This is a genomic window from Hephaestia sp. MAHUQ-44 (assembly GCF_023806085.1).
Classification (GTDB): Bacteria; Pseudomonadota; Alphaproteobacteria; order Sphingomonadales; family Sphingomonadaceae; genus Sphingomonas.
Window position 1 is genome coordinate 108,619 of sequence record NZ_JAMSLX010000009.1, and the last position, 18,992, is coordinate 127,610.

24 protein-coding genes and 1 pseudogene are annotated in these 18,992 nt (G+C 65.1%); 18 read left to right on the forward strand and 7 right to left on the reverse strand.

Annotation, left to right across the window (positions count from 1 at the left end; genetic code table 11):
* Positions 1-7 precede the first annotated feature (7 nt).
* Positions 8-1,183 carry a restriction endonuclease gene (locus NFE57_RS16780; protein ID WP_252135708.1) on the forward strand — a complete coding sequence of 392 codons (1,176 nt, stop codon included), beginning with the start codon at positions 8-10 and terminating at the stop codon, positions 1,181-1,183.
* On the opposite strand, the gene NFE57_RS11435 is transcribed toward NFE57_RS16780, so the two are convergent.
* The 5 genes from NFE57_RS11435 to NFE57_RS11455 form a co-directional block, all read right to left on the reverse strand.
* A complete protein-coding gene (locus NFE57_RS11435) occupies positions 1,180-2,130 on the reverse strand; it encodes a DNA cytosine methyltransferase (RefSeq protein ID WP_252135734.1) in 951 nt (316 codons plus the stop codon). The two genes, NFE57_RS16780 and NFE57_RS11435, sit on opposite strands and share 4 nt — an antisense overlap.
* Positions 2,131-2,213: 83 nt before the next feature.
* Positions 2,214-2,633 carry a very short patch repair endonuclease gene (locus tag NFE57_RS11440; protein WP_252135709.1) on the reverse strand — a complete coding sequence of 140 codons (420 nt, stop codon included), beginning with the start codon at positions 2,631-2,633 and terminating at the stop codon, positions 2,214-2,216.
* 500 nt (positions 2,634-3,133) lie between these two features.
* Entirely contained in the window at positions 3,134-3,586 is a 453-nt protein-coding gene (locus tag NFE57_RS11445) for a type II toxin-antitoxin system VapC family toxin (RefSeq protein ID WP_286207793.1), read from the reverse strand.
* Positions 3,576-3,848: a hypothetical protein gene (locus NFE57_RS11450; RefSeq protein ID WP_252135711.1), complete on the reverse strand. Its 273-nt coding sequence runs from the start codon at positions 3,846-3,848 to the stop codon at positions 3,576-3,578. The genes NFE57_RS11445 and NFE57_RS11450 overlap by 11 nt, the downstream gene beginning before the upstream one ends.
* Before the next feature lie 112 nt (positions 3,849-3,960).
* Positions 3,961-4,215 (reverse strand): PepSY domain-containing protein, encoded by a 255-nt coding sequence (locus NFE57_RS11455; protein ID WP_252135712.1) that lies wholly within the window; start codon positions 4,213-4,215, stop codon positions 3,961-3,963.
* Between the two features lie 443 nt (positions 4,216-4,658).
* Between NFE57_RS11455 and NFE57_RS11460 the strand changes: the two genes are divergently transcribed.
* Positions 4,659-4,979, forward strand: coding sequence for a DUF736 domain-containing protein (locus tag NFE57_RS11460; RefSeq protein WP_252135713.1), 321 nt, complete (start codon positions 4,659-4,661; stop codon positions 4,977-4,979).
* 68 nt (positions 4,980-5,047) lie between these two features.
* The gene (locus NFE57_RS11465; RefSeq protein WP_252135714.1) at positions 5,048-5,356 is read left to right on the forward strand and encodes a hypothetical protein; all 309 of its coding nucleotides are present in this window, start codon (positions 5,048-5,050) and stop codon (positions 5,354-5,356) included.
* 48 nt (positions 5,357-5,404) lie between these two features.
* Here the strand turns inward: NFE57_RS11465 and NFE57_RS11470 are convergent, their stop codons facing one another.
* Complete coding sequence (locus tag NFE57_RS11470; protein ID WP_252135715.1) at positions 5,405-5,680, reverse strand: HU family DNA-binding protein; 276 nt, start codon at positions 5,678-5,680, stop codon at positions 5,405-5,407.
* 407 nt (positions 5,681-6,087) lie between these two features.
* Here NFE57_RS11470 and NFE57_RS11475 point away from each other — a divergent pair, with 407 nt between their 5' ends.
* The 15 genes from NFE57_RS11475 (at position 6,088) to NFE57_RS11545 (ending at position 17,432) form a co-directional block, all read left to right on the forward strand.
* Complete coding sequence (locus NFE57_RS11475; protein WP_252135716.1) at positions 6,088-6,252, forward strand: hypothetical protein; 165 nt, start codon at positions 6,088-6,090, stop codon at positions 6,250-6,252.
* 135 nt (positions 6,253-6,387) lie between these two features.
* Positions 6,388-6,843, forward strand: a complete 456-nt coding sequence (locus NFE57_RS11480) for a hypothetical protein (protein WP_252135717.1) — start codon at positions 6,388-6,390, stop codon at positions 6,841-6,843.
* A gap of 477 nt (positions 6,844-7,320) precedes the next feature.
* The gene (locus tag NFE57_RS11485; protein WP_252135718.1) at positions 7,321-7,638 is read left to right on the forward strand and encodes a DUF736 domain-containing protein; all 318 of its coding nucleotides are present in this window, start codon (positions 7,321-7,323) and stop codon (positions 7,636-7,638) included.
* A 131-nt stretch (positions 7,639-7,769) separates the two neighbouring features.
* The gene (locus NFE57_RS11490) at positions 7,770-7,982 is read left to right on the forward strand and encodes a transcriptional regulator domain-containing protein (protein WP_252135719.1); all 213 of its coding nucleotides are present in this window, start codon (positions 7,770-7,772) and stop codon (positions 7,980-7,982) included.
* 10 nt (positions 7,983-7,992) lie between these two features.
* Positions 7,993-8,547 carry a DUF2285 domain-containing protein gene (locus tag NFE57_RS11495; protein ID WP_252135720.1) on the forward strand — a complete coding sequence of 185 codons (555 nt, stop codon included), beginning with the start codon at positions 7,993-7,995 and terminating at the stop codon, positions 8,545-8,547.
* A 125-nt stretch (positions 8,548-8,672) separates the two neighbouring features.
* Positions 8,673-8,936: a helix-turn-helix transcriptional regulator gene (locus NFE57_RS11500; RefSeq protein WP_252135721.1), complete on the forward strand. Its 264-nt coding sequence runs from the start codon at positions 8,673-8,675 to the stop codon at positions 8,934-8,936.
* Positions 8,937-8,940: 4 nt separating this feature from the next.
* Entirely contained in the window at positions 8,941-9,837 is an 897-nt protein-coding gene (locus tag NFE57_RS11505; protein WP_252135722.1) for a replication initiator protein A, read from the forward strand.
* A gap of 313 nt (positions 9,838-10,150) precedes the next feature.
* A complete protein-coding gene (locus NFE57_RS11510) occupies positions 10,151-10,606 on the forward strand; it encodes a DUF2840 domain-containing protein (protein ID WP_252135735.1) in 456 nt (151 codons plus the stop codon).
* On the forward strand, positions 10,603-11,160 hold the full coding sequence (locus tag NFE57_RS11515) for a S26 family signal peptidase (RefSeq protein ID WP_252135723.1): 558 nt from the start codon (positions 10,603-10,605) through the stop codon (positions 11,158-11,160). The genes NFE57_RS11510 and NFE57_RS11515 overlap by 4 nt, the downstream gene beginning before the upstream one ends.
* A gap of 67 nt (positions 11,161-11,227) precedes the next feature.
* Complete coding sequence (locus tag NFE57_RS11520) at positions 11,228-11,572, forward strand: DUF736 domain-containing protein (RefSeq protein WP_252135724.1); 345 nt, start codon at positions 11,228-11,230, stop codon at positions 11,570-11,572.
* A 3-nt stretch (positions 11,573-11,575) separates the two neighbouring features.
* Complete coding sequence (locus NFE57_RS11525) at positions 11,576-12,334, forward strand: lytic transglycosylase domain-containing protein (RefSeq protein WP_252135725.1); 759 nt, start codon at positions 11,576-11,578, stop codon at positions 12,332-12,334.
* A 315-nt stretch (positions 12,335-12,649) separates the two neighbouring features.
* Positions 12,650-12,805 carry a hypothetical protein gene (locus NFE57_RS11530; RefSeq protein ID WP_252135726.1) on the forward strand — a complete coding sequence of 52 codons (156 nt, stop codon included), beginning with the start codon at positions 12,650-12,652 and terminating at the stop codon, positions 12,803-12,805.
* A 364-nt stretch (positions 12,806-13,169) separates the two neighbouring features.
* The gene (locus NFE57_RS11535; protein ID WP_252135727.1) at positions 13,170-14,915 is read left to right on the forward strand and encodes a relaxase/mobilization nuclease domain-containing protein; all 1,746 of its coding nucleotides are present in this window, start codon (positions 13,170-13,172) and stop codon (positions 14,913-14,915) included.
* Positions 14,916-14,946: 31 nt separating this feature from the next.
* Positions 14,947-17,007 (forward strand): conjugal transfer protein TraG, encoded by a 2,061-nt coding sequence (locus NFE57_RS11540; protein ID WP_252135728.1) that lies wholly within the window; start codon positions 14,947-14,949, stop codon positions 17,005-17,007.
* A complete protein-coding gene (locus NFE57_RS11545; protein WP_252135729.1) occupies positions 17,004-17,432 on the forward strand; it encodes a ribbon-helix-helix protein, CopG family in 429 nt (142 codons plus the stop codon). The genes NFE57_RS11540 and NFE57_RS11545 overlap by 4 nt, the downstream gene beginning before the upstream one ends.
* A 237-nt stretch (positions 17,433-17,669) precedes the next feature.
* Here NFE57_RS11545 and NFE57_RS11550 read toward each other — a convergent pair.
* Positions 17,670-18,801: pseudogene (locus tag NFE57_RS11550) on the reverse strand (IS3 family transposase).
* Between the last annotated feature and the right edge of the window lie 191 nt (positions 18,802-18,992).

An 18,992-nucleotide genomic window follows, 5' to 3' on the forward strand; every position in this document is an offset into this window, starting at 1 on the left:
TTGCGGCGTGACTACGATCAGTTTCTCAGAACTTGCAGGCGCCGACCTCCAGATCGATGCGATCTATGAGGGAGGAAGACGCGGCAACGCTGGTGATGATCCTCTCGGGCCGCTGTTGAAAGTCAGCAACAGCGGCGGCTTCCGCTACCGCGGCAATATGGATTGCTTCAGTCTGATCGTTCTGACGACGGGCATGGCGGATCCGGACTGGCCTGACGAGATGAACCGCGAAACGGGCGTCTTCACTTACTATGGTGACAACAAGCTCGCCGGACAGGTACTCCATGCAACACCCCGGCGGGGCAATGAGATTCTGCGCCGGGTGTTTGAGGACGCTCATGCCGGAACCGAAGGACGTCACCGCATCCCGCCAATTCTGGCATTCGCCAACACCGGCAACTGGCGGGATGTCGAATTCCTCGGCCTGATGGTCCCCGGGACATCGGAGCTCAAGGCGACCGAAGACCTTGTCGCGGTCTGGCACACGGCGGCTGGGAAGCGTTTCCAGAACTACCGTGCCCGCTTCACGGTCCTTGATGCAGGAGTGGTTTCACGCAGCTGGATAGACGACATCATTAGGGGGAACGATCTGCTGGAACGCGCGCCGCCGGCTTGGCGGCTCTGGCGTGATACAGGCCAGCATCGCCCTCTGCGTAGCGCAAGGTCGCTCCCATGGCGGTCAAAAATCGAGCAGCAGCCGGAAGATGATGACGGCAGAGCCATGATCGCGGCGATCCACGCGCACTTCGCGCCATCACCACACCGGTTCGAACATTTTGCCGCGAGGCTCGTTGAACTCCTGCTGCCGAACGCACACGATATCGATGTCACACGCCCGTCGCGTGATGGAGGCAGGGATGCGGTTGGAAAACTACGCGTGGGCCGGGAAGACATCTCAATCAATGTGGATTTTGCGCTTGAGGCGAAATGCTATGGGCAGGGCAATTCGGTCGGCGTGAGAGAAATGTCGCGGCTCATCTCGCGGCTCCGGCATCGTCAGTTTGGCATCATCGTGACGACAAGTCATGTCGATCAGCAGGCGTACCGCGAAATCAAGGAAGATCAGCACCCCATCATCGTCGTTTCGGCCAGGGATATCGTGCGCCTTATCCGGACCGACGGACGCTCCGACCGGAAATCAGTTCAGGCATGGCTTGACATGGAGTTCAGCGACGATGGTTAGGCCGCAGTCAACGTGCTGACTACAGCCTCCATGACAGGCGGGCAGACGCCGTTTCCCAGCAGGCGGATTCTATCCCGACGAGTTCCGTTTCCCAGAAAATAGTCCGCGTCGAAGCCCATAGCGCGCCGAAGCTCCGGAACCTGCAGCATCCTCATCCGTGGTCCATCATCAGTCGGCGTCACAAGTGCAAACCGGTCAACGGTCGTAATTGTCCGCAACGGCCGGACCAGAGGCTGCCACCCACCGCTGCCGTCGGTGCCATAATAGACGATGAGATATGGGGTGTTCTCGCCCAGCACTGCTTCAGCGCGATCTGCTCTCGCGAGCGTATCTGCTGCCCTTCCGGGCTTTCTCAGTAGCGTGGTCGGCCAGACTCCGTCGGAGTCGAGAATGGAAGCCGCGCTACGCTTCCGGCCGCGTCGGCGATGATTGACTAGGGCCGGCTTTCCGGCGAGGTCTCCTACGATGAAAAGGCGACGCCTGCTCTGGGCGACGCCGTAGTCCTTGGAGTCAAGAATCTGCTCACCGATATTGTAGCCGAGTAGTTCCAGCTCCCGCTTTAGTTCGCCATAACGGGACCATGGGCGCATATGCACGACATTCTCGAGCACGAGCCACCTAGGTCGGAAGGTTCGGGCATACTCGACAACGGTCATCGCTGTTGCCCGACTTTCCTCACTCCTTGGTGCCGATCCTTTCGCGCATGTATGGTTGGTACATTCTGGAGACGCCAGAAGTAGATCAATTGTACCGATCTGCCGTCGAAGCGCCGCAAGGTTGATATCTTCAAGACGAGATGTCACGACATGCGCGCTATTGAAATTGTCTGCGTATGTGCGGGTGGCGACGGGATCCATATCGATGCCACCGCGCATCTCTATGCCAGCCGCACGGGCTCCGGCACTGCTGCCTCCGGCACCACAAAATATATCTAGACCCCTGACCACACATCCGCCTGACTTGCCATTTTCGCTAGGCTGCCAGGTCGCGGAGAAAAAGGCCAGGCCCGTCAAGGTCGGACGCAAAATAATTATTGCGTGCGAATGCCGCCCAGGATCGATCGGAGGCGTCCGGCAAGCGCTTGGCGGTCCCTGGTTTCACATTCCCAGATGACCTCCACCTGCCAGCCGAGTTCGCACAATTCTCTTTCGCTTCGCGCGTCTCTCTCCACATTCGCAGCAAATTTCGCGATCCAGAACTCTTGTCTAGTTGAGGGGGTGGTGCAGTTCCGGCAGCCCGTATGCCGGTGCCAGAAACAGCCATGAACGAAAATTGCCAACCGCTGGCGGGGGAAGACGAGATCAGGCGTTCCGGGCAGATCCTTCCTGTGAAGCCGATATCGAAGGCCGAGTGAATGGGCCGTCCGCCGGACAACCATCTCCGGGGCGGTGTCTTTCCGCCCGATCCGGCGCATATTCTCGCTGCGCCGCTCGGGGCTGATCTTATCCATGGCGCATGACCATTCTTCTCCGCAATCCGATCCTGTCGACAGCTTTTCTAAGGTCAATGATCTGCCCGGATGGCTATCCCTTCCGCTGCGTACTTCCTTGCTCAAGCCGTAGAACCGTCACAAATCCGGTCGCCGATCGGCGATGCAGGGCACCACCAAGTTTAGCTTACTGATGGATGAAGCCAACATTCAGCGCCGTGCGCAAAAGGAGCTATCTCAATGACAGCGCTCGCGGAGGGCGGCTTTTAGGATAGATAGATAGATTGACGGCTGAACGACCGAAATTGAAGTGCGAAGCTGCTGGCGGACGTGGCCGCATCGAACGGCGGCTATTCGCAAGTTGCCCCTTCAACCTGCCGTTCCGGTCAGTCGAACATGTTGGTCGATCGCGGTCGCCGATGGTGCCGATGAATATAGGACAGCGTTGTGAATACTCTTTACCTCCTCGAACGGGCGGCTATTGAGTCGCTCGCCGAGAGACAGCTTCATCAGTCAACAGCCTAGTGAACTTGCAAGAAGTCGCCGGGCGTTCTGACGTCGAGCGCCGGAAACAGACCGCGCATATGGCCGATATTCCAGGTGATGATCGTCGCGATGCCATGAGCGACCGCCACCTCACCGATCATCCGGTCATAAAGACGCGGGCCGATCCCGCCGTCCCCGGCATAGCTGCGCACGGTCTCGAACGTCTGCGCGGGCGTGAGGCCGATCAACTGGGTGATGCTCCTAACGCTCTCTAGCGCCGCCCAGGCTTCCTCGGCCGTGAACCGGAACGGCGCGTGCGGGCCGCGCCGGGTCAGGGTACTGTAGGCTTCAGCATAGCTGTGCGCGGCAATGCCCAGCGTCGCGCCGCGCGCGCCATCGAACAGATCGGCCGATGCGGTATGATGCTCATGCTCGCCGGCGAGCGCGGCGATGATCACATTGCTGTCGACCAGCGCGTCAATCTTCAAGGTCGCGCTCGCGGCTGCGTTCGAGAGCGTCGTTGGCTTCCTCGAGGCTGATGCGCTTGCCCCTCGACGGACGAACCAGCAGCGCGCCGCGCCGCACCAGCTTGCCGGTATTGGCGGGAAGCCCGGGCGGGACATAACTGCGCAGCGCATCCTCGACCACTTCGCTGGCGGTCATACCGGTGAGCTTGCTGAGCGTATGGACACGATCGCGCGCGAACGCCGAGCGCACGTTGAGCTGAATATTGTCGGCGGTACGAGCCATGGGGAATCTCCTAGCCCTTCATATAGGTCAGCGCGGCTCGGATTGCTAGCAATATGGAGTTTTTGCTATCACTGCGCTTCATGCGCAGGCATTGCGCCCCTGGAGCCCGGTATCAATCGCCATCGCGTTCGAGCTTGGTGATCCGGCCTGAATGCGGGTTGACGTGGAAATCGAACTTCGCCCCGCGGCGAACCGCCTCACCCTCCCAGTGTCCATCATCGGCCTCGATCTTGATGACCCGATAGCCGTCCGCCTCCAGCATATGGATCACACGGGTGCTGCTGATCCAATTGCGGTCAGGCTGGTCCGCATGGGCGGCCCCGGATACGAGCGCGCCCAGCAACGCTGCGACGGCGACATACCTCATCCGCTCCCTCCTCGATTGCGCTCGCCGCCCACGGTCGCGACGTCCGATCTGCCCAAACCAACGCATGGCTCGCCGTTCGGATCATCGGCACCGGTGCCGGGACAGCTTTTCTGTCCCGATCGCGCGCATTCACCACCTGGGTCCAGACAGTGCCTATCTCCTTCATCGCACGCGCCGAACGTCACGACCCCGCGCATCAGGTGGCGTTGGTGATCGAGAATTCCATTGTCCGGCGGATCACCGGTCGGGCACGATCAGCCGTCTCAGTTCCCCTCTCGCCCACGACCAATCCCCTCCTTGCCGCCTGCCTGCGGGGCTCGCTCCCCTATGCCGTCAACCCCGTTTGGGGTTCGCCCTGCGCTGCGCTCCGGTGACGGCGGGTCACGGCCCCTCCGATGGGCGACACCGGGGAATGGTCTCCGGGCAACCCAAGGAGAATTGACATGGCTATCGTCGCTACCCTCACCGTGAAGCCGGACGGCACGATGGACGGCAATCTGACCACCCTCAACGTCACGGCGCCGATCACGATCGTCCGCAATGCGCGCAAGATGAAGGACAACGACCCCGACTGGCGCGTCCTCAGCCGCAAGAACGGCTTCGAGCTGGGGGCGGGCTGGGATCGCTCGTCCCAGAGCACGGGCGTCGAATACACCTCGCTCTCGCTGTCGGCGCCGGAGTTCGGGACGATCTACGCCAACATCGCCAACGCGCCGGGCGACGACCCGACGAAGAAGGTCGCGATCTGGAATCCGCCGGCCTGACGCGCCGGTTTCGGCCCCATCGCAAGATGGGGCCGCCTTCTTGTCACCCCTTCGTGAAAGGCAACGGCATGAGCCGTCACCCCGTCATCGTCCGGTCGGTCGATCGCACCGACGAGAACGCCATCATCGGCTACGATCCCCCGATGCGGACCTATTTCCTCCAGGCATTCGAGGATCCGGCGACCGAGCAGCCGTGCCTGTGGTTCGGCACGCGGTTCGATCAGTATCCCGACCTCGCCTCGCTCATTGCCGCAGCGAAGGAACGCGGTTTCGACCTCGACACCATCGACGACGAAATCCTCGTCGAGATGGCGCGCGAAGCGGCGCAACCGCGCGGCCGCTCGCTGATGGAGCGCCTCGGCTGGCCGCTTTCCTGACGCGCCGGAACCGTCGGGGCGGCTTTCGCGCCGCCCCGACGGCATGTGTCAGCCGTTCAGCCGGTCCTTGACCGCCTTCGCGGGCGCGAAGGTCAGCTTGTTCGACGCGGCGATCTTGATCGTTTCGCCGGTCGCGGGATTGCGCCCGTCGCGCGCCTCGGTGCGCTTCACCTTGAACTTGCCGAAGCCTGCGAGCGCGATCTCATCGCCCTTGGCCGCGGCGGCGGCGATCGCGGCGAACATGTCGTCGACATATTTGCGGGCATCGGTCTTGGTGATGCCGTTGGACGCGGCAAGCGATTCGGCGAGATCGTTATTGTTCACGCAATATTGCTCCTGTTCGGTGATCCGCGCACGCTGAAACCTGCTCGGCCCCCCGCGCGTGGGGCGTTTCCATATCAGTCTCCCTTGCCGTGTCACGCCTCCATCCCGGTCGGACGCGGGCCGGGGCCGCAGGCGGGCACGATCAACCTCCGTCATCAATCGCGATCGGCCCGGGCATCCGGTGGTCCCGAGCGTCAAGTCAGTACCGGTCGGTGGGACCGGACCACCCGCATCGCAAGCGCTGTTCCCCTGGCGGAAGGCTGACCTCGGCCAATCAACCCGTAAAGGGTCCGCTACGCGAGGCGTGCGGCCGCGCCCCGAGGGGCGCGGTGATTGCGGCCAGCCTTCCGCCCTGGGGGCGCCTGTCGAGCGGGAATGGTCCCGCTCCACCGACAGGAGCCCATCCCATGCCGCTCATCACCGCCCAGAAGCTCGCCTGGAATCTCGCGCGCACGTTGATGAAGGTCATCGTCCTGGTCCGGACCGACGACGGCTATTCCGTAATGCCGTGGGACGAGTTCGACGGCAACGACGCGCAAGTCGTGCATCAATATGATCCCTTTCCCGGCTGATCGGCACGCCAATCCGCCGCCCCGATCGGGCAGAATCCGGTTTCGCTCGATCATCCGCGGCGCTATCCTGCCAAGGCATAGCGCTGTGGAGGAGGTGGCAGGCGCGTCCAACTTTTCGTCAGAGAAGGACGCTCTATGACCATCATTCTCATTCTCGGCGTCTTCGCCGGACTTTACATCCTCTGGCTGGTGTTCAGCTTGGCCATCTATGCGCTCCCGTTATGGGCCGGCGTGACAACCGCCTTTTTCATGCACAATCACGGCCAGGGCCTGATCGCCTCGATCCTCGGCGGCTTCGCCCTCGCCATTCTCGTCCTAGCCGGCGGCCAGGCGCTGTTCTCGACCGTGCACTCGCCGCTCGCGCGCCTTGGACTTGCGCTCCTTTATGCCGTCCCGGCCGGGATTGCCGGCTATCATGCCGTTTACGGCATCGGCATCATGGCAATCGGCGCGGGGGCGATCGTGACGATCCTGAGCTGGATCGGCGCCTTTGTCATCGCCGCCGCCGCGTGGCGGCGGCTCACGACGCTGGACGGCTCGGCATCGCCGGCGCAGCCGGCCGTCGCGCCGTCGATCACCACCTCGATCTAGCATCACGGGGCTTCGGTCGGGTCTCGCCAGCACGAAGGCGGTGAACGTGACGCGCGCCGGAAAACTGCCAAGGAAACCGATATAGACCCGATGGCGCAGCCGACCCATGCCGCTTCCCGGCAGACGGAGCCGCAACGCCGCCCGTATCGTCCTTCATCCCCCCGTTCCGACCTCGTCCCGGACCGATCGTAACTGGCATCCTCGCCACCTGCCGGTCTCATCGCCCGCCGCTCCCATCACGGCCTCGCATCGATGCGCCTGATTCCGGCAGGATCGCTGACGCTCGACCAGCTTGCCGCAACGGCGTGGGACCGAACTTTCTTCCCCCGGCGTGCCGCCGTTCCTCGCGCATCAAGAAAGCCCGGTCCACGCCGTCCTCCGCTTCGCTCCGGGCCTTCGGCTGCAGCGCCGTTCGCCTGCCGGTCCAACAGCGCATCGAGGCCGCAATGGCGCGGCTCGAAGCGAAAGGAATGGCACATGGCGAAGATCGGCACCTTCAAGAAAGTCTCGGGCGAATTCCGGGGCCAGATCACGACGCTGACGCTTCAACTCAAGGCGGTGCGCATCGTCCCCGACGAGGCAGCGACCGGCAACGCTCCGACCCATCGGGTCTATCTCGGCGAGGTCGAGGTTGGCGCCGGATGGCCCAAGCGGGGCAACGACGATCGCCCCTACCTCTCGCTCAAGCTCGACGATCCCAGCTTCGTCGCCCCGATCTACGCGCAACTTCGCGAGGGCGATGAGGGCGAGTTCAACCTCACGTGGAACCGCCCCGCACGCCACAGCGGGGATTGACCCAAATGCTCCGCCGGCCACCCGGTCGGCGGAGCCTCCCCATTTCTGGGGAGGCCACTCCCCAGAACATGGCATGGACCGATACCTGCGCCGCGACCAATCTCATTCCCCACGGGAAGGAGAGGCCGCGGATGCAGCAAGGGGAACAGAGCCGCGCGCCTCCAGGCGCTCTCGACCTTGCCGGGTTCGCCCAGGAGTTTCTCCGCCGCAACGCCGACTACCGGTCACAATATCGCGAGCTGACGCGCCATCCAGCGGAATCCCCTTCCACGTTGGCGCCGGAGGTAATGGCCCGGCGATGGGGCCTTTCGTTTCCCGTGCGACCCCGACATCTTCGCCGCTGATCAACCGGCCTTGTGGCTTGCCGCGATCGCGCCCACCACGATCATCCTCGATGCCGCCCCACCCGGCTTCGCCGCGACGGTGCCGATCGACCTCGCCGACTGGCCGATCATCCTCAACGACCGGACCCTCTCCAGCGGTCGCCATATCGTGTTAGGCGACATTGACGGCCCGCATCGGCTCTGGATCCGGGACATCGTCGCCGGCCAGCCCCTTGCCTATGTCGTCGCGCGGGATGACGCGCTGCCGCTGCGTCTCGCCGCCCTCCAGCGCTTCGACCGGCGACTGGCTGGCGCGCCGCCGGCGAAGACACCGCCGGGCATCCGGCCGACGCCGTTCCAGCGGCGGCGCCTGTCGATGCTCCTCGCCATCCTCGATGCATTGCTCGATTCCGCCGGCACGCCGCCCACCACCCACGATATCGCGCGCTGCTACGTCTATCCGGGGATGACGATCGGGCGCGGCTCCGAATGGAAATCATCCGCCGAACGGCGTCGCACCCAGCGGCTGATCGACGAGGCGCTCGCGCTGATGCGGGGCGGTTACCGCACCTTGCTGCGCGGGTGACGCGCGGTGCGACAAAAAGCCGCGCCTCAAAATAGCCGCTCCGCCTAATCCAGTCCCGTCCGCCACAGCGCTCCAGCACCGTCCGCGCTCCGCGCGCGGCATCTCGTTCACCCTGGAGCATCCCCATGGACACGCCACCGCCCCGGCCGACAGCCCATTATCTGAAAACGCCCGATGCGGCGCTGCATCTCGGCCTCAGCCCCAAGACGTTGGAAAAGCATCGCGTCTATGGAACCGGTCCCGCCTACCACAAGCTGGGCGGGAGCGTCGTCTATACGATGGAAGCGCTCGACGAATGGGCGCAGCTCGGCTTGCGCCGGTCGACCTCCGATCCGGGGACCGGCGTCTGCCTTCCCGCCAAGCCCCGCAATGGTCCGGTCCGGCGTTGACGCGATGCGCAGCGCTCCGTCTCGCTCGTCGCCGACAGATCGCGGCGAACGCGGTCAGCTCGACCGGTTCCGTTCGATCCCCGGCACCGTCGCGGCACGCGACGCGCAGGATCTCATGGCGTGGCCATTCTTCAGCCTCGCCAAGTCCCGCCGCACCGCGCCGATCGATTTCCGGATGGGCGCGACATGGATCTCGGTCGAGGCCGTGCCCGAACATGGCATGGCGACGATCTGGGACGCCGATGTCCTGATCTGGGCGGCGAGCCAGCTCGTCGGCGCGCGCGACGGAGGCGCCCCGACCTCGCGCCTCATGGCGACCACCCCGCACGAAATCCTCACCTTCATCGGACGCGGCACCGGGCGGGACAATTATGACCGCCTGAAGGCCGGGCTCGACCGGCTCCAGTCGACGACCGTGGCGACCTCGATCCGCCAGCAGCATCAGCGCCGCCGCCATCGCTTCTCGTGGATCAACGAATGGCAGGAACGGCTCGATCCCCATGGGCGACCGCAGGGCATCGAGGTGATCCTGCCCGACTGGTTCTATGCCGGCGTCCTCGACCGGTCGCTGATCCTCACCATCGACCGCGCCTATTTCGACCTGACCGGCGGGCTTGAGCGCTGGCTCTACCGCATCGTGCGCAAGCATGGCGGGCGACAGGCAGGCGGCTGGAGCTTCGATTTCGCTCACCTCCACTTGAAGTCCGGCGTGCTCTCCCCGTTCAAGCGGTTCGCGTTCGAGCTGCGCGCGATCGTCCGCCGCCAGCCGCTGCCGGGATACACGCTCTCGATCGAGCACGCCCTCGGACGCGAGCGGCTCAATTTTGCGCCGCTGCCGATCGATACCTTCGCGGCGGCGATGCGGCGCGTGCGGCTTCCAGTCGAGGACGGACGGTCGTGACGGCCGTCCTATCAGGAACCGTCAGAGTCGTCCGATCAGGAACCGCCGGGTCGTCCTATCGGGAACCGACATGCGCTGTAACCTGCGGAAATAGCTGGCCGAATCCGCACCCTTATAACCATGCTAATAGAATAGAATCCTTCGGATTCCTTCTAACGCAGCGCGTCCGGCGTCGCGCGCCGGCGGTCGCCGTCACGCTGCCGTTCGGCGCGGCGTTGCCATCCCGCCAACCATCCGCCGGAGAATCATCGTGACCGTTTCACGACCCGACCGGCGCACGCGCGTCGCCGATTCCCACGCTGTGGGCGGCGCGATGACCGACGTCGAACTGATCTGGATCGCGCAGCGCCTCGAACACCGGATTCGCTTCGGCCGGATCGCCGGCGAGCGGATCGTCACGTCCCGCGCGCGCATCGTCTCGTTCCTGCCGGGCGCGATCTTCGCCTTCACCCGCTGGTCATCGAACGATTACGGCACGGTCCATTCGCGTATCGACATCCTGCGTGCGACGCTTCCCGGCGAAGCCTATACGACCGCGCCCTTCGTGCGGCCGGGCGGCGAACTCCTGCTCTCATTGCTGGGTTCGGCCAAGGTCGCCGCCACGCTCGCCGCGATCGAGGCGATCGAGGCCGCGGGCGTCGATCCCTGCGAGGCAGCGCCGGATCATTGGCGCCACCTCCATAACAGGATCTCGGCGGGTGAAGCGGCGCGGCCCTATACCGCCGAACGCCACGCCGCATGGCTCAAGCGCAAGGCGCTGGACCAATGAGCGCGCGCGCGTCCGCCGCCACGCTGGCGTTGGCCGGCCCCGCAATCGCCTCGCTCTTCGTCGCCACGGCGCTGCTGTCGCCGCGCCCCCGGCTGGTGTGGAATGCCAGCGCGAGCGCGCCGATCGGGCTCTACGCGATCGACGTCGATGGCCCCTTCAAGGGCGGCGATCTCGTCGCGATCGACACGCCTGAGCCCCTGGCGGCGTTTCTCGCGCGCCGCCGCTACCTTCCGAATGGCGTGCCGCTGCTCAAGCATATCGCCGGAATACCAGGGCAAACCGTCTGCCGCGCGGCACGCGCCATCACGCTCGACGGCGTCAAGCTCGGCGATGCGCTGACACGCGATCGCGCCGGCCGCGCGTTGCCGGCCTGGCGCGGCTGCCACCGGATCATCGCCGGCGAATTCTTGCCCATGAACGCGCGTGTCCGCGACAGCTTCGACGGCCGATATTTCGGCGTGCTGCCGTCGGCGCGCATCATCGGTCGCGCTGTCCCCGTGTGGACCGACCCGCACGGCACCGGCCGCTTCGCATGGCGCGCGCCGGCGCGCTGAACGCTCCCCCAGCGGCGGGAGCGGTGCCCGCCAATGGCTTTCTTAACTCCACCGCACAGGAATGATCATGCCAGAAATCGGTCGATTCACGCGCACGGGCGAGACGTTCGCCGGCAGTGTTCAAACCCTCACCTTGTTCCGCCGCATCATCATCGTGCCGGCGCAGCCTTCTGATGCCGAGAACGCGCCCGATTATCGCGTCCACGCCAGCGACGACGGCGACGTCGAGCCGGTTCCGGAGATCGGCGCGGCGTGGAAACGCACGGGCGAACGCGCGGGTGACTATCTCGCGGTGCAGATCGACGACCCGGCATTGCCGCAGCCGATCCGCGCCAATCTGTTCCACGACGAGCATAGCCACGACTGGTCGCTGCGCTGGTCGCGGCCGCGCGATCACGCCGAGAAGGAGTGATCGATGCCCGCTAACCAAACGTCGACGGGCCGGGAATGCGCGCGCGGGCGGTTCCACACCGCCCGCGCGATCGTGCTCCTCTTGCTGGTCGGCGCGGGCGCGATCGGCGTGTCGCCCGCCGCATCCACGCCGCCCGCCGAGCCCAATACGCTTCCCGATCCGCGTCATCCTTACGCCGCCGCGATCAGCGAGGCGACGACACGGTTCGGCATCCCGGCGGCATGGATACGCGCGGTCATCCGCGTCGAGAGCGGCGGCGATCCGCACGCGATCTCGCCGGCTGGCGCCGTCGGGTTGATGCAGGTGATGCCCTCGACATGGGAAGCCCTGACGGCACGCCATTCGCTCGGCCGCGATCCCTTCGACACGCGCGCAAACATTCTCGCCGGCACCGCCTATCTCCGCGAATTGATCGACCGCTATACGGACCTGCCGACCGCGCTCGCCGCCTACAATGCGGGACCGGCTCGGGTCGATGCTTGGCGTACACGCGGGGGCGCATTGCCGACCGAAACGGTCGCCTATGTGGCGCGCCTCGCGCCATTGATCGGCACGTCTGACAGCAGTTCGCTGGCTGCGATGCCGATCGCTGTCGCACCGTCATGGCGCGCAGCCGGCTTGTTCCCGCAACGCAGCGGCGACGCCATTCCAGCATCCATGAACGCGCCGCCATCGCGCGGTGGGACTATCCTCGTCGCGCCCTCAATCGTCGTCGCACACGACCATCGCGATGGTCTGTTCGTCCCGCTTTCCGGCTCGTGATCGTGACATCGCGACACCGCCGCTCCGCCGACAGCGTGCAGCCGGATCGACCGTTGCCGGGAGGTTTCGCGTGGGGAGAGGTTTATGCCTGCTCAGTCGTCCCCAGCATCCGGCGTGGAGCGGCTCGCCTCAAGGACGACGGGGCCCCACCATTTTTTACGGCGATCCGGCCGCAGTCCATCATCACCAACCGCATCGCCGCGCCGGAAAAAATCGTGACCCCCATCGCCGCTGGCGCGGTCGCTTCGCGATCCTTGACCCGACCCGCTCCACACCGGGCAGCATCGTCACCTTTTCATTCATCAGGAGGCGACGATGACGTTCTACGAACATATCAGCGAACTGCGGGCGGAACTCTCGGCGAACACCAGCGCGAAGGAAATCCGTCAAATCCGGCGCGAACTCAACGCCGCGCTGACGAAGCTGGCGCGCGGCCAGGCAGGATTCGATACCGCGATCCGATCGGGCTGACGACGCAATCGACCAGCGGAAGCGGCGCGCATCAAGTGCCGCTTCCGCTCCCTTCCGGCCAGTGCCGTGATCGCATGCACGCTGGCGACCTTCAGCGTCGCGTTCGACAGCCTCTCGGTCGGACACGAGGGCAACCGGACCGACTGCGTTGGGAAACGGTGAGGGGGGAATTTGGCGACAGACGGGACAGGAAAGTCGGGGAGGCAGCACGGCGAGATAAAAGGGGCGCCAGTCACCGGCGTCTATGTGGTTGTATAGATAAGGCAATTTTGTCGGGCACGCAGCTAGGCTGTCTGGCACCTTTTGGCGCAACGCCAGCATTTCCGCCATTTTTGCGTCTGGCACCCCGCGATCGGGGCGGCTTATGAGCCGGAACGACGATGATTTCCGGGTTCGGCCCGGAAAGAGCAGGGACTCGAGTGCCGGCGGCGCACGCAAGGCCCAGAGCCTCGCAGCACAGGTCCGGCGGGCGGCGGCGAAGGCGGGCTACACGCGGCGAGGCCCGGTCACCGGCCGAGGCACCGGTCATCGCGGGCGCGGCCGCATCGCGCGCCTCCGCACGACCGGGCGGAACGCGAACCGGCGTGTCGTCATCAAGGCGCGCGTCGTCCGGCACCAGGGGATGCGGTTTCGCGCCGCCCCGCTTGCTCGTCACATCGCCTATCTGAAGCGCGATGGCGTCACGCGCGATGGGCGCGATGCCGATCTGTTCGATGCGCGGTCCGAGCGCGCCGACGGCGCCGCTTTCGCTGAACGATGCGACGAGGACCGTCACCATTTCCGATTCATCGTCAGCCCCGAGGATGCCGGCGACATGGCGGACCTGCGCGCCTTCACTCGCGAGCTGATGCGCGACATGGCGGCCGATCTCGACACCGAACTCGACTGGGTTGCGGTCGATCATTGGAACACCGACAATCCGCACATCCACGTTCTGGTTCGCGGCGTCGCTGACGACGGCAGCGATCTTGTGATCGATCGCGACTATATCCGCGAGGGGATGCGCGGTCGCGCCGAGGATCGCGTCACCGTCGAACTCGGCCCGCGCAGCGCCCGCGACATCCGCTCGGCACTGGAACGCGAGGTCGATGCCGAGCGCTGGACCAGCCTCGACCGGACGATCCAGCGGCACATTGATGACGTCACCCGCACGATCGACCTGCGGCCGGCGGGCGGGGACGATCACGAGATGCGCCGCCTGCTGCTCGGCCGCACCGCGACGCTCGAGCGGCTTGGCCTCGCGGAGAAATTGGGGCCGGCATTATGGAGCATCCGCCCGGACGCCGATCGCGTGCTGCGCGATCTCTCGATCCGCACCGACATCATCAAGACGATGCACCGCGCCATGTCCGGCCAGGGCCAGGCGCCCGACCCCGCGACCTTCGCGCTCCACGATGGCGCACCGACCGATCCGGTCATAGGCCGGCTGGTCGAACGCGGCCTGCACGACGAGCTTCACGGCACAGCCTATGCGGTGATCGACGGCGCCGACGGCCGGCTGCATCATCTCACCTTCAGCGATCTCGACATGACCGGCGACGAGCCACCCGGTGCGATCGTCGAGCTTCGCTCCTGGCAGGACAGGAATGGTCGTGACCGGCTGTCGCTCGCGACCCGCTCCGACCTCCCCCTCGAAGCGCAGGTCGCAGCACCCGGCGCCACCTGGCTCGATCGGCAACTCGTCGCGCGCGAGCCCGTCGCGACCGGCAATGGCTTCGGCATGACGATCCGTGACGCGATGGACGCTCGCGCGCGGCATCTCGAAGCCGAAGGGCTGGCCCAGCGGCGCGGACGCGGTTTCCTGTTCGCGCAGGATCTGATCGGCACGCTGCGGGGACGCGAGCTGACCGCCGCGGCCGATGCGATCGCCGCGCGCACCGGGCTTGCCCATAAGCCCTCGGCCGCCGGCGAGTATGTGAGCGGGATCTACCGCGAGCGGGTGACGCTCTCCTCGGGCCGCTACGCGATGATCGACAACGGGCTCGGCTTCCAACTCGTGCCCTGGCGACCTGCGCTCGACCAGCATCTCGGCCAGCACATCACCGGCACGATGGGTCACGGCGGCAGCGTCGACTGGACGCTCGGCCGCGGTCGCGGACTCGGCGTGTGATGCCATTCCCTTGCAACCTGGAGCAATTGCGATGAACGCCACCAAGATCCTGTGGGGTCAGGTCATCACCGTCTTCACGATCGTGCTCGGCGCGATCTGGGGAGCGACGCAATGGACCGCCCATGCGCTCGCCTATCAGCCAGAGCTCGGCGCGCCGTGGTTCATGCTGCGCGACTGGCCAATCTATCCGCCACCGGCCTTCTTCTGGTGGTGGTTCGGCTATGATGCCTATGCCCCGAAAATCTTCGTCACCGGCGCGTTCATCGCGGCGTCCGGCGGGATCCTCGCGATCATCATCGCGATCGCCATGTCGGTGTGGCGCGCCCGTGAGGCGAAGAAGGCCGAAACCTATGGCTCGGCGCGCTGGGCGACCGAACAGGAGGTGCGCAAGGCCGGGATGCTCGGCGATCGCGGCGTGGTGCTCGGACGGCTCGAACCGCATTATCTGCGCCATGACGGGCCTGAGCATATCCTGTGCTTTGCCCCGACGCGGTCGGGCAAAGGCGTTGGCCTCGTCGTGCCGACCCTGCTCACCTGGCCGGAAAGCTGCATCGTCCATGATATCAAGGGCGAGAACTGGCAGCTCACCGCCGGCTTCCGCGGGCTCCATGGCCGGGTGCTGTTGTTCGATCCGACCAATCCGGCATCGGCGGCCTACAACCCTCTGCTCGAAATCCGCAAGGGCGAGTGGGAAGTGCGCGACGCGCAGAACGTAGCTGACGTGCTGGTCGACCCCGAAGGCAGCCTCGAGAAGCGCAACCACTGGGAGAAGACCAGTCACGCCTTGCTGGTCGGATCGATCCTCCACGTCCTCTATGCCGAAGCCGACAAGACGTTAGCCGGGGTCGCCGCCTTCCTGTCCGACCCGCGCCGGCCGATCGAGACGACCTTGCGCGCGATGATGACGACGCCACATCTCGGCGACGGCAAGGTCCATCCGGTGGTCGCCTCGGCCGCGCGCGAACTGCTCAACAAGTCGGACAACGAACGGTCGGGCGTGCTGTCGACCGCCATGTCGTTCCTGGGCCTCTATCGCGATCCTGTCATCGCCCACGTTACCCGGCGCTGCGACTGGCGCATCGCCGATCTCGTCAATGGGCCGCAGCCCGTGTCGCTCTATCTCGTCGTCCCGCCGTCCGACATCAGCCGAACCAAGCCGCTGATCCGCCTGATCCTCAACCAGATTGGTCGCCGATTGACCGAGGAACTCAATCCCAAAGGCAATCGGCATCGCGTGCTGATGGTGCTCGACGAATTCGCCGCGCTCGGACGACTCGACTTTTTCGAGGCGGCTCTCGCCTTCATGGCGGGCTATGGCCTCAAGGCGATGCTGATCGCCCAAAGCCTCAACCAGGTCGACAAGGCCTATGGGCAGAACAACTCGATCCTCGACAATTGCCACGTCCGGGTAAGCTTCTCCACCAACGACGAACGCACCGCCAAGCGGCTCTCCGACGCGCTCGGGACCGCGACCGAGCTGCGCGCGATGAAGAATTATGCCGGGCACCGCCTCAGCCCGTGGCTCGGTCACCTCATGGTGTCGCGGACCGAGACGTCGCGGCCGCTGCTCACCCCGGGCGAGGTGATGCAGCTTCCCGCCAATGACGAGATCGTCATGGTGTCGGGCCTCGCGCCGATCCGTGGCACCAAGGCGCGCTATTATGTCGATCCGCAATTCCAGGGGCGCATCCTCCCGCCGCCCAAGGCACCGGCGACGACCATGGCACATCTGCCCAGCGATGATTGGACCAGCCTTGATCCGGTTCCGCCACCGGTGCCGCCCCCGCCCGCGCGGGAAGCGGCCCCGCCGTCGCCGCAGGCGGATGCACCGCAAGCTACCGATGACGCCGATACCAGCGAAGCCACCACGGAGACCGGAACCGACAATACCAATGGCGGGATCCGGCAGGATCCGGCGATTGAACGCCATGAGGATATCGCCCCGCCCGCGAAGGCGCCCGACGGCGAATTCGACTTCGATGCGCCACCCCCCGACGAGGAAGCGAGCCAGCTCCGTCGCGCCGCCGACCGGACCATGTCCGGCAATGCCCGGCGCGCGGCGCTTGATCCAGATGACGGGATCGAGCTGTGAAGAACCCGCGCATCAAATATACGATCCGCCTGCCAGCCGATCTCACGCGCCGGCTCGCGGACCATGCCCGCGCCCGACGAGCCTCGCAGACGGCAGTGGTCGAGGCGGCGCTGGAATCGTTCCTGTCGCCCGATGGCGCCGAGCGGCTCGAAGCCGCGCTCGCCCGGCGCCTCGACCACCTCTCGCGTCAGCTCGACCGGGCAGCGTGGAATCTGGATCTCTCGAACGAGACGCTCGCCTTGTTCATCCGCTTCTGGCTGACCAGCACAGCGCCCTTGCCGAACACGGCAATGAAAGCGGCGCAGGCAGTGGGAAAGGAGCGGTGGGAGCGGTTCATCGATAGCCTCACCAAGCGTATGGAGGTCGGCCCGCGGCTACGACGCGAAGTGGGAATCGATGTTCCGCCTGCCGGTCTTGAGAGTTGAACTCACTGACGGTTCACGCGAGCTTAGCCGCCATTCGCCAAATGGATTGATGCTCTGGGAAGCAGCCGCCCATTCAGCTGTTTCACCAACAAACTTTACGATCGTTGATCTGCTGGAGTCGAAATCCCAGACGACCGCCACAAGGGTAAGGTGAGGTGGTTCCGCCTTCTTGGACAGGTTTGCGGCTGAGTTAAGCTAATCCCGGTTGTCGTTCACGCCGCCTGTTTGATCATCAGATCATGGGGGCATGCCCCCATGATCTGATTGTCCGATCCGCCGATAGGCTTCGACCGGGGTTCTGCCGGCCAGGCCCGAGTGCGGACGCTGGGTGTTGTAATAGGTGATCCACCGGCCAAGGCCAGCCTTCAACTCCGATCCGGTCTCGAAGGCATGGAGATAGACGCACTCGTATTTCAAGGAGCGCCAGAGGCGCTCGATAAAGACGTTGTCCATCCATCGCCCGCGCCCATCCATGCTGATACGGACCTCGGCCTCGCGCAGCACGCCAGTGAAGGCCTGCGACGTGAACTGGCTGCCCTGATCCGTGTTGAAGATTTCCGGCCTGCCAAAGCGGGCCAGAGCTTCCTCCAGAGCGGCGACGCAAAAGCCCGCATCCATCGTATTCGACGCACCTTGCGGGTCGCCCAGTCCATGACCGCCACCAGGTAGAGGAACCCGCGCCGCATCGGGATGTAAGTCACATCGGCACACCACACATGGTTGGGCCGCTCGATCGCCAGTTTGCGCAGCAGATACGGATAGATCCGGTGCTGCGGGTGGGGATCGCTCGTGCGCGGCCGCTGGTAGATCGGCGTTAGTCCCATCTTCGCCATCAGGCGTCGCGCCCGACGGCGACCAATATCCCGACCATTGCGCCGCAGATGCCGCGCCATCTGGCGGCTGCCATACCACGGGCACTCCATGAAGGTCTCGTCGATTACCGTCATCAGCGCCAGCGTCTCGTCCGTTTCCGGCACCGGGGCGTAGTAATAGGACGAACGACTGATCCGCAGCAGGCGGCACTGCGCCGCGATCGACAGGCGATAGTGAGCCGGTTCAACCATCGCCCGCCTCCGGTCCACGCTCATCGACCGAAGGCTTTCGCTAAAAAATCCCGCTCCACCACCAGTTGCCCGATCTTGGCGTGCAGCTTTTCCACCTCGCTCTCACTGGCAGCCTTGGCCGCATCGCCCGCCCCGGAAAACGTGCCTGCCATCCCGTCAACGGCTTGGCGCTTCCACGCGGCGATCATCGTGTGGTGCACGCCGTGCTTGGCTGCCAGCTCCGCCAGCGTCAGGTCGCCCCGGATCGCTTCCAGCGCGACCTTCGCCTTGAAATCCGCGCTGTAGCGCTTTCTCGTCGTCTTCATTCCCGTACCAATCCATCAGGTCGGGATTAGCTTAGCATCCTGTCCAGAAAACCGGCACCACCTCATTCCTCTGGTGGCCGATTTCTGATTCATCATCCTTGCTGGTGAAGGAGGCTGGCATGGATGGGTCACGCACTGTCGATGGATTTGCGCACGCGGCTTCTGGCGGCGATTGACGAAGGGCTGAGTTG

Bases quoted from the DNA above. Each gene is read 5' to 3' on its own strand.
- NFE57_RS11440 (WP_252135709.1), bottom strand. From the start codon at position 2,633: ATGGATAAGATCAGCCCCGAGCGGCGCAGCGAGAATATGCGCCGGATC.
- NFE57_RS11450 (WP_252135711.1), bottom strand. From the start codon at position 3,848: ATGGCTCGTACCGCCGACAATATTCAGCTCAACGTGCGCTCGGCGTTC.
- NFE57_RS11455 (WP_252135712.1), bottom strand. From the start codon at position 4,215: ATGAGGTATGTCGCCGTCGCAGCGTTGCTGGGCGCGCTCGTATCCGGG.
- NFE57_RS11460 (WP_252135713.1), top strand. From the start codon at position 4,659: ATGGCTATCGTCGCTACCCTCACCGTGAAGCCGGACGGCACGATGGAC.
- NFE57_RS11465 (WP_252135714.1), top strand. From the start codon at position 5,048: ATGAGCCGTCACCCCGTCATCGTCCGGTCGGTCGATCGCACCGACGAG.
- NFE57_RS11475 (WP_252135716.1), top strand. From the start codon at position 6,088: ATGCCGCTCATCACCGCCCAGAAGCTCGCCTGGAATCTCGCGCGCACG.
- NFE57_RS11480 (WP_252135717.1), top strand. From the start codon at position 6,388: ATGACCATCATTCTCATTCTCGGCGTCTTCGCCGGACTTTACATCCTC.
- NFE57_RS11485 (WP_252135718.1), top strand. From the start codon at position 7,321: ATGGCGAAGATCGGCACCTTCAAGAAAGTCTCGGGCGAATTCCGGGGC.
- NFE57_RS11490 (WP_252135719.1), top strand. From the start codon at position 7,770: ATGCAGCAAGGGGAACAGAGCCGCGCGCCTCCAGGCGCTCTCGACCTT.
- NFE57_RS11500 (WP_252135721.1), top strand. From the start codon at position 8,673: ATGGACACGCCACCGCCCCGGCCGACAGCCCATTATCTGAAAACGCCC.
- NFE57_RS11505 (WP_252135722.1), top strand. From the start codon at position 8,941: ATGCGCAGCGCTCCGTCTCGCTCGTCGCCGACAGATCGCGGCGAACGC.
- NFE57_RS11510 (WP_252135735.1), top strand. From the start codon at position 10,151: ATGACCGACGTCGAACTGATCTGGATCGCGCAGCGCCTCGAACACCGG.
- NFE57_RS11515 (WP_252135723.1), top strand. From the start codon at position 10,603: ATGAGCGCGCGCGCGTCCGCCGCCACGCTGGCGTTGGCCGGCCCCGCA.
- NFE57_RS11520 (WP_252135724.1), top strand. From the start codon at position 11,228: ATGCCAGAAATCGGTCGATTCACGCGCACGGGCGAGACGTTCGCCGGC.
- NFE57_RS11525 (WP_252135725.1), top strand. From the start codon at position 11,576: ATGCCCGCTAACCAAACGTCGACGGGCCGGGAATGCGCGCGCGGGCGG.
- NFE57_RS11530 (WP_252135726.1), top strand. From the start codon at position 12,650: ATGACGTTCTACGAACATATCAGCGAACTGCGGGCGGAACTCTCGGCG.
- NFE57_RS11535 (WP_252135727.1), top strand. From the start codon at position 13,170: ATGAGCCGGAACGACGATGATTTCCGGGTTCGGCCCGGAAAGAGCAGG.
- NFE57_RS11540 (WP_252135728.1), top strand. From the start codon at position 14,947: ATGAACGCCACCAAGATCCTGTGGGGTCAGGTCATCACCGTCTTCACG.